Here is a 12,299-nt window from a genome sequence, read left to right on the forward strand (position 1 = left end):
GGCAAGCGCACACGGATGTGCCGCAAAGGATGATGCACCATGATACGCAACAACCTGATTCCCCTGTTCCTGGCAGCGGCCGCCCTGGCCGCCCAGACAGCCTGTGTCCCGGCCACCAAGCAGGCCGCACCCATGCCCCAGCTGACCCCGGCTGCGGCCAAGGCCCCGCCGCCGGCGGACAATCCCGGCTCGATCTACAGCCAGAATCAGCCGACCTTTCTTTTTGACGACACCCGGGCCCGGCGCATCGGCGACATCCTGACCGTCAATATTGTGGATACCTCCAAGTCCGACCTGAAGGCCGAGACGAAAAACGACAAGACCTCCAGCACCAACCTCGGGGTGCAGAGTTATTTCGGCAACAAGGAAACCACCGGCAACCTGTCCGGCCAGCTCGGCGGCCCGGCCTTTGGCATGAAGGGGCTGATCGGTTCCGATCCGCAGGTCCAGGCGTCCATTGCCGAGAAGTTTCAGAGCAAGGGCGAGACCAAGCGCGAATCCGCCGTCACCGCCTCCATCGGGTGCCGCATCGTCAACATCCTGCCCGGCGGGGTGATGCAGGTGGAAGGGGCGCGCCAGACGCGCGTGAACAATGAAAACCAGATCATCGTCATCAGGGGGCTGGTCCGGCCCATCGACATCGGACCGCTTAACACCGTGCCGTCCACCCAGTTGGCCGATTGTCAGATCGAGTACTACGGCGAGGGCGATCTGGCCGACCGTCAGAAGAGCGGCTGGCTTACCCGCATCCTCGATAACGTGTGGCCGTTTTAGTGATTTCACCAAGGGAGCGTAAGGATATGCACCCCCGCACCGCACGGATGGCGACACGCGCCCTGGCCCAGGTTCTGGTCCGCCCGAATCGGGCCGCACCCCTGCTGGCCGTCCTGGTTCTCATGGCCCTGGTTCTTGGCCTGGTCCACACGGCCCACAGCGCGCGGATCAAGGATATCGCCTCGGTTTCCGGCATGCGCAAAAACCAGCTCGTGGGCTATGGCCTGGTGGTCGGGCTTTCGGGCACCGGCGATCAGCGCGGCTCGGATTTTACGGTCCAGTCCATTTACAACATGCTCGACAAGATGGGCGTGCGGGTGGACCGGGCGACGCTGAAGCCCAAGAACGTGGCTGCCGTCATGGTCACGTCGCAAATGGCGGTTTCGTCCAAGCCGGGCAGCCGCATCGACGTCACGGTGTCGTCCCTGGGCGATTCCACGAGCCTACTCGGCGGCGTGCTGCTGGTCACACCCTTAAAGGGTATTGACGGCAATATTTACGCCATTGCCCAAGGGTCGGTGCTGGTGGGCGGCGTGTCTGCCCAGGGGGCCGGGGCGTCGGTTTCCAAAAATATCACCACCGTGGGCATCGTGCCCGGCGGCGGCAACATCGAGCGGGCGGTGCCGTTTTCCTTTAACGACCAGAGCGACCTGACCCTGTCCCTGCGCACGCCCGATTTCTCCACCGCCGTGCGCATGGCCAAGCGCGTCAACGAGTCCATGGGCTCGGCCATGGCCACGGCCATCGACGCCGGCACCGTGCGTCTGGCTGTGGCACCCGAAAATCAGGGCAGCCTGACCACGCTTATGGCCTCCATCGAAAACATCGAAGTCACCCCGGACCATCGGGCCAGGGTGGTGGTGGATGAAAAGACCGGCACCGTGGTCCTGGGCCAGAACGTCCAGATCTCCCCGGTGGCCGTCACCCACGGCAATCTCCAGATCCAGGTCCAGGAGTCGGCCGATGTGTCCCAGCCGCTGCCATTTTCCAATGGCCAGACCGTGGTCACCCCCCAGACCAACATTGCCGTCAACGAGGAGAACCGCAAACTGAAGATGATCGAGGGCGCGACCCTGCAGGAACTCGTCGAGGGCTTAAACGCCCTGGGCGCCACCCCGCGCGATCTCATCAGCATCCTGCGTACCCTGGAAGCGTCCGGGGCCTTGTCCGCCGACCTGGAGGTCAACTAGGGCACATGCCCACGAGGAACCGCGCCGGAGGCAACGAAGCCATCGCAAGACCAGCCCCGACTGTCCGCACCCCGGACTGTCGGGGCTGTTTGTCGTTTGGCTGCGCCGCGCTCCGGGGGGAAGACGGCTGGAAAGGGGCTGCTGCAGGCACAGTCCCCGGCTGTTTTTCTTCCCCTTGGCAACGTTGGCCCGGTATTTGCCATAGAAGGGCTATCGAGGCCGTTTAGCCAAAAAACCGACACCTGTGGGCGAGAAGAGGACGAAAGCCATGAGCGCTCCCGAGGGAATGGCCGATCTGGCCGCCAACACCGCCTTGCACAGCGACGTGGCCCAAAAGCTGTCCATCGACGCTTTGCAAAAGAGCCTGACCGGCGGCGGGGCGACCAAGGAAGCCAAGCTGCGTGAGGCCTGCCAGGGCTTTGAATCGGTCTTTATCTCCAAGCTGTTTGCCGAGATGCGGGCCACCGTGCCCAAGGACGGCATGCTCCACGGCCAGTACGAGGACCAGTATTATTCCATGTTCGACAAGGCCATGTGCGACAAGATGGCCGAAAACGGCGGCATCGGTCTGGCGGACATGATGTACCGCCAGCTCAAAAGCCGGGTGCTTGGCGGCGGCGAGAAGACCGAAACCGGCGACGTGCTCCCGGCCAACCGGCCGGTGGGGAAAAACGGTTCCGGCGTGGCCGCCGACCGTCTGCCCCTGCCGGCGCACGGACTGCCGCAGGGAGGCCGGTCCGTGCCGGCCCAGAATCTTTCCGCAGCCGTGACCGCCGCCCTGGCCCGGCCCGGGACCGGCATGTTGGCCCCGTCCCACGAACCGGCGCAGGGGAGTGGTCAGATTTCCGACGCTGCGGCGACGGTTCAGGCGGCCCAACCCATGGCTGCGCCCGCGACGGGTGCCATCTCCTCGGAATACGGTTGGCGCAGCGATCCCTTCAAGGGCAGGCAGGCCTGGCACGCCGGCATGGACATCGCGGCCGCCGAAGGCGACGCCGTGGCCGCCTGCTGGGATGGCAAGGTGGTGTATGCCGGTCAAAAGGGCGGTTACGGCAACGTGGTCGAGGTCGAACATCCGGGCGGCTGGAAGAGTGTTTACGGCCATTTGCGCAGTTACGCCGTTCAGGTCGGCGATACCGTGGCGGCTGGCGGAAAAATTGCAGAGGTAGGCAGTACCGGGCGTTCCACCGGGCCGCATTTGCACTTTGAGCTGCGACGGGGGAGCGAGACCGTGGACCCGCACAGCCTGCTGGCCGGGTCAGGGCTGCTTCAGGGAACGAGTTAGTCCGCTGTAATTTAAAAGGAATTTGAGGCTGGTCATGATCGAGCGCATTCTTTCCAACCTGGGACGGCAACACGGGGCCGTGCGTCTTCTGGAAGTCCTTTTGTCGGAAGAATTTTCCCATCTGTCCGAGCGCAACCCCGGGGCCGTGGCCTCGGTGGAATTTTCCATCCAGGAACTGCTGCGCCAGCTGGCCGTGGAGCGCCGCAGCCTCCAGGCCCACTACGCCGCCCTGGACCCGGCCGCCAAGCGCCTGGCCGACGTCATCGACCGCTTCGACCCGGCCTCCCGGGAAACGGCCCAGTCCCTGTATGCCGCCATCGACACGGTGGAACAGCGCAGCGCCAAGCAGGCCACGCGCAATTACACCATGGCCCTTGGCCTGTATGACCTGACCAAGTCGAGCCTGGACAATCTGCAAAAGCTTCTCATCCCGAAAAAGGGCACCTACGGCTCCCGTGGGCGCATGGCTACGGCAGCCTCGGCTCCGGGGCTTGTTAGCGGGAGATTCTAATGTCTGGCATCACCACCCTGCTGACCACCGGCAATTCGGCGTTGCGCGCCAGTCAGGCCTCCATTCAGGTCACTGGCAACAACATCGCCAATGTCGATACCACGGGCTACAGCCGCCAGTCGGTCGTGCTCAAGGACGGTCAGTACGTCAACACGTTCACGGGACAGATCGGTTCCGGCGTGGTGGCCCAGGAGGTGGTGCGCGCCCACGACAAGTTCATCGAAGCCCAGTATCTGCAGCAGCTCTCGGCCCGCGACCGCTACCAGACCCTGTACAACGGCTTGACCAGCACCCAGAATCTGGTCAACGAGTCCAATACGGACGGCCTCAATACTTCGTTGTCCACGACGTTTGGCGATTGGGGCGACCTGACCACCAGCCCGGACAGCGCGGCCACGCGCCAGACCCTGATCGACGATACCGAAACCATGTTGAGCCTGCTGCGTTCCACCTCCGACTCCATGTCCCAGCTCGAAAGCCAGGCCAACCAGAGCATCGAAGACGGCACGAATCAATTAAACGCCCTGGCCAAGGACATTGCCGAGCTGAACAAGCAGATCAACATCACCCAAATCGACGGCCAAAACATTCCCAACGGACTCTATGACCAGCGCGACAGCAAGGTGCGCGAACTGGCTTCGCTGGTCGATGTCAACGTCATTGACAACGGCAAGGGCAACATCACCGTCAACACCACGGCCGGCCAGACCATCGTGGACGGCGTGGTGGCCTTTGACTTCAAGTTCGAGCAGGGCCACACCGTGCGCCAGCTTTCGACGGCTTCGCTCAACTCGGCTCCGCCCTCGGACGTCCAGGCCTATTACGAAGGTTCGGACTCCAACGAATACACGCTCAAGGTGGTTACGGACGGGAGCGTCGGCGGCGGGGCGACCTTTCAAGTGTCCCTGGACGGTGGCAAGAGCTGGCTGACCAACGACGACGGTACAACGGCCGTCTATGATGCCGACGCGACAACCGGCAAGGTCAAGGTGGGCAATCTCGACATCTGGTTCGGCTCGACAACAAACTCCGGCCTGACCCCGCCCTTTGCCGGCGACACCCTCAATACGGGCGACACCTTCACCCTGGTGCCCAAAAAGGCCCTGTACTGGTACACCACGGCCGGCACGCCGGAAAATATCACGCCCCAGAAGTTTGCCGACGGCTCGGACAACCCCCGACGCCTCACCGGCGGGTCGCTGGCCGGTGTCTTTGAATTTCGCGACGAGGATCTCGGCAGCTACCAGGCCTCCCTCGATGCCATGGTCAACACCATGGTCTGGGAGACCAACCGCGTCCACTCCCAGGGTGCCGGCCTGACCAATTTCGCCTCGGTCCAGGGCAGCTACTCCGTGGCCGACAGCAGCACCTTGTTGGACAGTCCGGCCTCGGGCCTGACCTTTGGCAACCGGCTGCAATCCGGCGCGTCCATGGTCCACGCCTACGACAGCTCCGGCAAATTGCTCACGAGCGCTTCCATCACCTACGATCCGGCCCTGGATTCTTTGGACACCATCGCGACCAAGCTCACAACGGCCTTTGGCGGGGCGGCAACCGCTGCGGTGGTCAACAACCAGCTTTCCATCGTGGGCGATAGCGGCAACACCTTCCAGTTCGGCGATGATTCCGCCGGACTTTGGGCTGCCCTGGGTGTGAACACCTTCTTGACCGGTTCCACGGCCTCGGACGTGGCGGTCAATGGCGTGGTGGCCAACGACGTCAACCGGCTCTGCGCCGGCCATGTGGGCACGGCCGGTCTGGTGGCCGTTGGCGACAACACCACGGCCAAGGCCATGGCCGCCCTGGAAACCACGAAAGTGAATTTTTACGTCCCCGGCAAGACCACCACTGCCCAGACGCTTGGCGACTACTACGCCGGTCTGGTCAGCAAGATCGGCTCGGACACGGCTTCCGCCTCCTACCAGGCCAAGTACCAGACCACGTTGGCCGCCCAGTTGGAGGATCAGCAGTTGTCTGTCTCGGGCGTCAACCTCGACGAAGAACTCTCCAACCTTATAAAGTTCCAACACTCCTATCAGGCTGCCGCTAAGCTCATCAGCACGGCCGACAGCCTGTTTGAAACGGTTTTGGGGCTCAAGAATTAGCCCCCGGGGAGGTCTTTATGGTCCTGCGCGTCGCCCAGCAAACTATCTATGGATCAATTATCCAGCGCAATAACGCCTCCCTGGCCCGGCTCATGGAGACCAATCTCCAGTCGTCCACCCAAAAGCGCATCAACGCGCCTTCCGACGATCCCAACGGCGCGGCCATGGTGTTGCAAACACGCTGCGACATAAGCCAGCTTGCCCAGTATAAAAGCAACATCGCCAGTGCCACCGGCTGGCTCCAGCAGTCCGACAGCGCGCTGACCTCGGTCAGCACGCTCATCACCACCATCAAGGGCTACGCCGAGCAGGGGGCCACCGGTTCCGTCACCGACGAAAACCGCGGTGAGATTGCCTCGGCCGTGCGCCAGTATTTTCAGCAGCTCATTTCCCAGGCCAACACCACCTACGACGGCAATGCCCTCTATGCCGGCCAAAAGGTCGGCAGCGAGGCCTTTAGCCAGTCGCTGTCCATGAATTCCAACGATACGACCTTTGACGCGGCAGTGGCGGCAAACGGCGGTTTCACAATTTCCGGCGACGCGGAATCCACGCTGCTCGTGCAGTTTACGGACACCAACACCCCGCCGGGCTTTACCTATTCCAGCGACGGCGGGGCCACCTGGAAAGCCGGCACCTATAACGCCCCGCCCTCGGGCACGAGCCAGGAGCTCAACCTGGGCGGCGTGACCATGCAGATCTCCGACGCCGCCCTGGCCGCCACGACGGTCAGCGCCGACCATGCCGACACCGACGGCACCTGGATGTGGATTCGCCCCACGGCGGTCTACAACGGCAACACCAACGACACCGTCTCCGTGGTCAATACCGCGCTCCCGGCAACGAACGTGGTCGGCAGCGCGGCCGGGAATTTCTCTGCCAACGTCGCCGTGCGCATCGATGATAATAATGCCTTCACCAACGGCACGACGTTTGGTTTTTCCTACAGCACCGACGGCGGCCGTTCCTGGGTGACGGGCAATACCTCCGGGACCGTGGCCAATCCCCCCGGTTCCGTCAGTCTGCCCGTGCCCGGAGGCAACCTGACGCTGACCACAGGCGGCGACAGCCTGGCTGTCGGCAACCAGTTTTTCATCCAGCCGAGCACCGCCGACATCACAGTGGCCATTTCTCCCACCGACAAGGTCGTGGTCAATGGCGTGGGCAAGGACATCTTTGGCGGCATCTACAACAATCAGGCCGTAACCTTTGAAGGTTCCGTCGATGCCAACCTGTTTGAGACCGTTGGCAAGCTGGTGGGCTATCTGGAAACCAACAACCAGCAGGGTTGCCAGGATGCCCTGGACCAGTTGACGGCATCCCAGAATCATTTGCTGACCGTGGCTGCTTCGGTGGGTGCCCGGGAAAACCGGGTGACGGCGGCCGGAACCATGGTGGATACCCTGGCCGAGAACAGCGACTCGTCGCTGAGCAAAGTGGAAGACGCCGACCTAACGGCGCTCATCACCCGGCTCGCCCAGCAGGAACTGGCCTATCAGGCCGTGCTCAAGTCCTCGAGCACGGTGATGAATCTGTCCCTGGTGAGCTATATTTAGGTTGCGGTGCGAACCATTCGTTGACAAGAGGCGCAGCCAACAGCTAAAAGGCTTCATAACCGGGCGCGAAGACGGAATTTTTCGCATCCAGAACCACAATTGGGGGCGTGGGCGTTCATGCTCATCTTGACCCGAAGGCCGGGCGAAAGCCTGCATCTCGGCGACCATATCAAGATCACCGTCCTGGGCGTCCAGGGCAAGCAGATCAAGATCGGGCTGGAAGTGCCCGATGATATGCAGGTGTATCGCGAAGAGGTCTACCTGCGGGTGCTGGAGCAGAATCGGCAGGCGCTTTGCGCCACGGATTCCGATGTCCTGGCGGCAGCGAAGTTATGGCCAAAAAAGACGAACGAATAGTGGACACGCGCCTTGGGCGCATGGTCCTGCCCGAGGACCGGGTGTTGACGTTTCCCCGGGGGCTGATCGGCTTTATGGGGCACCGCGAATTCACGCTCATCCAGTTGCGCGAGGACTCGCCCTTTATGGTGCTGCAAAGCTTGAGCGACCCGTCGCTGGGGTTGCTCGTCGCCGATCCCTACACCTTTATGACCGAGTACGAAGTGGTTATCGGCGAGGCCGACCGCAAGCTGCTTGGCATCGAGACCCGGGAACAGACCACCCTTTTGGTCACCGTGACCATCCCGCAGGGCATGCCCGAGCGGACAACCCTTAATCTGAGCGGCCCCATCGTGCTCAACAATCAAGCCCGCATCGGGGTGCAGATCCCCCAGACCGACATGCGCTACCCGGCCCACTACACGCCGGGCATGGCCACGCCGCAAAAAAGCTGACGCCCTTGCGGCCGGGCGGCTTGCCATTGGCCCCTGGCGACGGGGAACGGGCACGCCGAAAATGACACTGGCGCCCTTGCGGCCGGGCGGTTTGCCGCTGGCTTGGGCCGATGTGGACGGCTTACAAAAAACTGACGCCCTTGCGGCGAAGCGGTTTGCCCCTGGCCCCTGGCGGCGGGGAACCGCCACGCCGCAAAAAAACGGACGCCTTTGCGAACATGTGTTCGGAAAGGCGTCCGGCGTTTTATCCGTTGTCGTTTTGCGGTCAGCCGAAGAGTTCCGACTCCATGGTCAGGAGCTTTTCGGCTATCTTTTTTGAGTCCGGCTGATAGGTGCCGGCCTCGACCTGGGCCTTTAAGGCGGCCACCTTGTCGGCGCGGGTTTCCGGGGACTCCTGGGCTGTGCGCGTGGCCACGGAAACAAGCTTGGCATCGTCGGAAAGGGTCACGCGGTCCGAGGAACTGCTTGTGCCTCCCGCGTCCGAGCTCTTGCCGCGCGAAACACTTGAGGATTCGCCGGAGTTGCCACGCCCGACACGATTCTGGCCATAGCCTTGATTGATTCCAAAAATTGTCTTGATGTCCATGGCGCCCACCTCCCGCGTAGTCCGTACATACTTATCGGCAGCGGGGGGGCCGATGATTAGAGCATTGTCGCATCAACTTTTTCCAGGGCCAATTCCCACAAGCGCCGCATGGCGGCAATCTTCTCCTCACCCTCGATGAGCTCGGGATCGTGGCCCGGCTCGTTTTTAAAAATCTGCATTTCCTGATCTTGTGGCGGGTAGGCGAATACCAGCGGGAACCCGAGTTCCTCTTCCAGTTCCGCCTTGATCTCGGCCACCACAGGGCTGTCCGAGCCGGCCACGATGCAGTTTTCCACGATCTCGGCCGCCACCCGTCCGACCAGTTCCCGGCGCTTGGCGTCCCGGGAAATGCGGACCTCGTCTTCGGCTCCGGCGGCGCGCAAGGACCGACGGTAGCGGGCCAGCCGCCGGGCCGTGGTCACCTGCCGTCCGTAGGTGCGCAACATGGCGCTGACCTGGTAGGGGATCGCGGTCAAGGCGTTTGACTCCTTCTCATGGTGCTTATCGGACGCTTCGTCCAGACCTTTAGAGGGCTGGCTAAAAAAAATCCAGGCCCAATCCGCCGCTCCCCCCGCCGGCCCCTTCCTTGTATCGCCCCGGCCTTTGCCTTATAAGACGCTTCCCGGCCCAACCGGGATAACGTCAACCGGACCCACGGCATGCAACGCACAATAAAGACCGTTCTCGTTATCTACAAGGCAGACCATGCCCTGGCCCAGAGCATGGCCTGGACCGTTGCCGACTGGTTGGCCCGGCGCGGCGTCGTCTGCCTGGTCCGGGAGAATCTGCCCGACGCCCCCCATGCCGTCATCCCGCCCGGGGCCGTTGTGTCCGGGCCGCCGGATCTGGGGCTCGTCCTTGGCGGCGACGGCACCATGCTCTCGGCCGCCCGCAAGCGGCTGCTGGACGGGGTGCCGCTGTTGGGCATCAATCTGGGCCGGGTGGGGTTTATGACCGCGGCGGGCGTTAACGACTGGCCCGAGCTTTTGGCCGACATCCTGGCCAACGGCTTTATCGAGGCCCGGCGGCTTATGATCGAGGTGTCCGTCATCCGGGGCGGGGAGACGGTTTTTTCCACCATTTCGGTCAACGACGTGGTCGTCAGCCGCGGGGCCATGGCCCGTCTGGCCGCCTTTGACCTGACACTTGGCGACGGCGACGTCTGCACCCTGCGGGCCGACGGCGTGGTGGTCTCCACCCCCACCGGCTCCACGGCGTACTGTGTCTCGGCCGGCGGACCGCTCATCTATCCGGGTCTCGACGTGTTGTGCGTTGTGCCCATCTGCCCGTTTTTAAGCGATTTCAAGCCCGTGGTGGTGCCGGCTGACGCTCCTGTGCGACTGGCCCTGTCCGCCCCGGAAACCAATATGTATCTGACCTGCGACGGGCAGGAACTCTTTTCCCTGGACGACCTCGACGTGGTGCTGGTGACCAAGTCCAAACGCTGCGTGCGCCTGGCCAAGCGTCCCGGGGAAAGCTATTTTGAACGTCTGCGCCTCAAGGGATTTATCAACCGCCCATGATCCGAGAACTCCCCGCCGTTTTCCCGACCCCGGGCCAGGCCCCGCGCTACGGCGTCGATGCGATCCTTGACGCCTGGCTGCTGCATTTTATGACCGAGAACAATCTCGAACATTCCATTGACCCGGAAAAAAACGCCTCCCCCGAGCAGTTGCGCTTTATGGTGTCGCTGGCCCCGGAGCAGATCTATATTCCCTGCACCGACGCCATGTTCGGCCATCTGCTCACAGAGCAGGCCGATCCGCTGGTGGTGGCCGAGTACGACGCGCGCCTGGCCCGCATCGAAAGCCTCATCGAGGCCTTTGTGCCCGACGCCTACACCCGGCGCAAGATCAGCACCCTGTGTGAACTCAAATACCGTCAGGCCCTGGTCAAGCCGACGCTTATCCCCTCGCGTCTGGGCAAGCGGCTTAACACCATCTTTTTGACCCAGTCAGGCCTGGACGACCCCTACCGGGAGCGTCGCCGCACTGCCAACCGCCGGGCCTTTGCCTTTATCCAGAGCGAGGCCTTTCGCACCATGCTGCACGCCTGTCCCTCGGACCTGCCCGGTTGCAGCTCCATCCCGGAGTTGCGCCATGTCCTGGACGTGCTTGAGCTCAAGCGCCTGTTTGCCATGTCGGTCATGCCCGAAGTCTGGGAAGGCGACGCGGCCTGCCCGGACGTGGCCGCCCTGGATGCCGCCCTGGCCAGTTTCCCCCAGGATTTCGACCGGCTTGAGGCCATGCTCGACCCCCGGCGGGGAAGCAAGCTCAAGATTCTCTATCTGGCCGACAGCGCCGGCGGGGTGCTGTTTGATCTGCTGGCCATCCGCACCCTGCTGCGCATGGGGCACCGGGTGCTCCTGGTCTTTAAGGAAGGTTTTTATTTCGACTCGCCCACCATCTGGGACGTGGACGGCGACCCGATCCTGGAAACGTCCCTGGCCGGGGCGCATTTTTGCACCGATCCCCGCATTGGCAAAAACGAACTGCTGCAAGTGATCCGGGAAAATCCCCTGACGGTCATTTCCGACGGCACCCGCGAACGCCTCAACCTCTACCGCGTCTCGGTGACCTTTGCCCGGGCCTGGAAAGAGGCCGACGTGGTGGTGGCCAAGGGCGAGCACAACCATCGCCGGCTCATTATGACCAGCCATCTGTTCACCCGGGACGTGGCCTCCTTCTACCGCCTCTCCGGCGACGGGCTGCGCTTTGATTTCAAGGCCCGCGCCCCGGGTGCCCGGTCGTTTACCGAGGCCGACATCACGGCCAAGGCCGAGGAGATCATCATGGGCATGCGCCAGGCCCATGCCGCCGGGCGCACCGTGATGTTTTACAGCGCGGTCATCGGCTCCATCCCCGGCCAGACCAAGGTGGCCATCGAACTGGTCACGGCCTTTGCCAATCATCTGCGCCAGAAGCTGGCCGGCGTGTTCGTCATCAATCCGGCCGAGCATTTTGAAGAAGGCATGGATGCCGACGATCTCATGTTTATGTGGGAAAAGGTGCAGCGCAGCGGCCTTATTGACGTGTGGCGGTTCCAGACGCACTTTGACATTGAAAAGAGCTTTGAGATCCTTGGCCGCCAGGTGCCGCCGGTCTGGGCCGGCAAGGATGCGACGTTTTCCACGGGCTGCACCAAGGAAATGCGCATTGCCCTGTCCATGCAGCAGCGCCATCGCGAAATGCAGATTATCGGCCCGGACCCGGAAAAATTTTTCCGCCGCCGGGAATACGGTGTGGGGCGGTTTTGCGATGCCGGTATCGATTGCAGCTAGTGTTTCGTTCTGGAACTGATTGCATTGCCCGTAATGACGCGATAAAGAGCATAAAACAGCGTTGGCGGGAGAAAACTATGTCAGTCAGGATTTTTTATCATTTCTGTCCGGCTAATTTAGAAGAGATAGCCTGCTAGAATTGTTTGGTTTTAAGCGTTGCCGTCGCGGGTCAATGAGGTCGAGAATTTCACATTGCTGAAACAGATTTCGTTGCACCAGCC

12 protein-coding genes are annotated in these 12,299 nt (G+C 62.4%); 10 read left to right on the forward strand and 2 right to left on the reverse strand.

What is annotated here, in order from left to right; all coding sequences use genetic code 11:
• The first annotated feature begins 39 nt into the window (after positions 1-39).
• The 8 genes from GTA51_RS17135 (at position 40) to fliW (ending at position 8,212) form a co-directional block, all read left to right on the forward strand.
• Positions 40-774, forward strand: a complete 735-nt coding sequence (locus tag GTA51_RS17135; RefSeq protein ID WP_160963239.1) for a flagellar basal body L-ring protein FlgH — start codon at positions 40-42, stop codon at positions 772-774.
• A gap of 26 nt (positions 775-800) precedes the next feature.
• Positions 801-1,964, forward strand: a complete 1,164-nt coding sequence (locus GTA51_RS17140; RefSeq protein ID WP_160963241.1) for a flagellar basal body P-ring protein FlgI — start codon at positions 801-803, stop codon at positions 1,962-1,964.
• A gap of 268 nt (positions 1,965-2,232) precedes the next feature.
• Positions 2,233-3,249 (forward strand): peptidoglycan DD-metalloendopeptidase family protein, encoded by a 1,017-nt coding sequence (locus GTA51_RS17145; protein WP_160963243.1) that lies wholly within the window; start codon positions 2,233-2,235, stop codon positions 3,247-3,249.
• A gap of 34 nt (positions 3,250-3,283) precedes the next feature.
• Positions 3,284-3,760 carry a flagellar export chaperone FlgN gene (gene flgN, locus GTA51_RS17150; protein ID WP_160963245.1) on the forward strand — a complete coding sequence of 159 codons (477 nt, stop codon included), beginning with the start codon at positions 3,284-3,286 and terminating at the stop codon, positions 3,758-3,760.
• Positions 3,760-5,865: a flagellar hook-associated protein FlgK gene (gene flgK / locus GTA51_RS17155; protein WP_160963247.1), complete on the forward strand. Its 2,106-nt coding sequence runs from the start codon at positions 3,760-3,762 to the stop codon at positions 5,863-5,865. Before flgN ends, flgK begins: the two co-directional genes overlap by 1 nt.
• 17 nt (positions 5,866-5,882) lie before the next feature.
• Positions 5,883-7,421 carry a flagellin N-terminal helical domain-containing protein gene (locus tag GTA51_RS17160; RefSeq protein ID WP_160963249.1) on the forward strand — a complete coding sequence of 513 codons (1,539 nt, stop codon included), beginning with the start codon at positions 5,883-5,885 and terminating at the stop codon, positions 7,419-7,421.
• Between the two features lie 117 nt (positions 7,422-7,538).
• A complete protein-coding gene (csrA, locus tag GTA51_RS17165) occupies positions 7,539-7,778 on the forward strand; it encodes a carbon storage regulator CsrA (protein ID WP_043635971.1) in 240 nt (79 codons plus the stop codon).
• Positions 7,754-8,212: a flagellar assembly protein FliW gene (gene fliW, locus GTA51_RS17170; RefSeq protein WP_160963251.1), complete on the forward strand. Its 459-nt coding sequence runs from the start codon at positions 7,754-7,756 to the stop codon at positions 8,210-8,212. Before csrA ends, fliW begins: the two co-directional genes overlap by 25 nt.
• Before the next feature lie 265 nt (positions 8,213-8,477).
• Here the strand turns inward: fliW and flgM are convergent, their stop codons facing one another.
• On the reverse strand, positions 8,478-8,798 hold the full coding sequence (gene flgM / locus GTA51_RS17175) for a flagellar biosynthesis anti-sigma factor FlgM (protein WP_160963253.1): 321 nt from the start codon (positions 8,796-8,798) through the stop codon (positions 8,478-8,480).
• A 56-nt stretch (positions 8,799-8,854) separates the two neighbouring features.
• The gene (locus GTA51_RS17180) at positions 8,855-9,274 is read right to left on the reverse strand and encodes a DVU0524 family FlgM-associated protein (protein WP_160963255.1); all 420 of its coding nucleotides are present in this window, start codon (positions 9,272-9,274) and stop codon (positions 8,855-8,857) included.
• 183 nt (positions 9,275-9,457) lie between these two features.
• On the opposite strand from GTA51_RS17180, the gene GTA51_RS17185 reads away from it, so the two are divergent.
• Both GTA51_RS17185 and GTA51_RS17190 read left to right on the forward strand, forming a co-directional pair.
• Positions 9,458-10,321 (forward strand): NAD(+)/NADH kinase, encoded by an 864-nt coding sequence (locus tag GTA51_RS17185; protein ID WP_160963257.1) that lies wholly within the window; start codon positions 9,458-9,460, stop codon positions 10,319-10,321.
• Positions 10,318-12,078 carry an ARMT1-like domain-containing protein gene (locus GTA51_RS17190; RefSeq protein WP_160963259.1) on the forward strand — a complete coding sequence of 587 codons (1,761 nt, stop codon included), beginning with the start codon at positions 10,318-10,320 and terminating at the stop codon, positions 12,076-12,078. Before GTA51_RS17185 ends, GTA51_RS17190 begins: the two co-directional genes overlap by 4 nt.
• The last annotated feature ends 221 nt before the right edge of the window (positions 12,079-12,299 follow it).

It is taken from the genome of Solidesulfovibrio aerotolerans (assembly GCF_009856865.1).
GTDB classification, from domain to species: domain Bacteria; phylum Desulfobacterota; class Desulfovibrionia; order Desulfovibrionales; family Desulfovibrionaceae; genus Solidesulfovibrio; species Solidesulfovibrio aerotolerans.

Coding starts and splice junctions, on each gene's coding strand:
- GTA51_RS17140 (WP_160963241.1), top strand. CDS start 801: ATGCACCCCCGCACCGCACGGATGGCGACACGCGCCCTGGCCCAGGTT.
- GTA51_RS17135 (WP_160963239.1), top strand. CDS start 40: ATGATACGCAACAACCTGATTCCCCTGTTCCTGGCAGCGGCCGCCCTG.
- flgM (WP_160963253.1), bottom strand. CDS start 8,798: ATGGACATCAAGACAATTTTTGGAATCAATCAAGGCTATGGCCAGAAT.
- GTA51_RS17185 (WP_160963257.1), top strand. CDS start 9,458: ATGCAACGCACAATAAAGACCGTTCTCGTTATCTACAAGGCAGACCAT.
- fliW (WP_160963251.1), top strand. CDS start 7,754: ATGGCCAAAAAAGACGAACGAATAGTGGACACGCGCCTTGGGCGCATG.
- GTA51_RS17160 (WP_160963249.1), top strand. CDS start 5,883: ATGGTCCTGCGCGTCGCCCAGCAAACTATCTATGGATCAATTATCCAG.
- GTA51_RS17190 (WP_160963259.1), top strand. CDS start 10,318: ATGATCCGAGAACTCCCCGCCGTTTTCCCGACCCCGGGCCAGGCCCCG.
- flgK (WP_160963247.1), top strand. CDS start 3,760: ATGTCTGGCATCACCACCCTGCTGACCACCGGCAATTCGGCGTTGCGC.
- csrA (WP_043635971.1), top strand. CDS start 7,539: ATGCTCATCTTGACCCGAAGGCCGGGCGAAAGCCTGCATCTCGGCGAC.
- flgN (WP_160963245.1), top strand. CDS start 3,284: ATGATCGAGCGCATTCTTTCCAACCTGGGACGGCAACACGGGGCCGTG.
- GTA51_RS17145 (WP_160963243.1), top strand. CDS start 2,233: ATGAGCGCTCCCGAGGGAATGGCCGATCTGGCCGCCAACACCGCCTTG.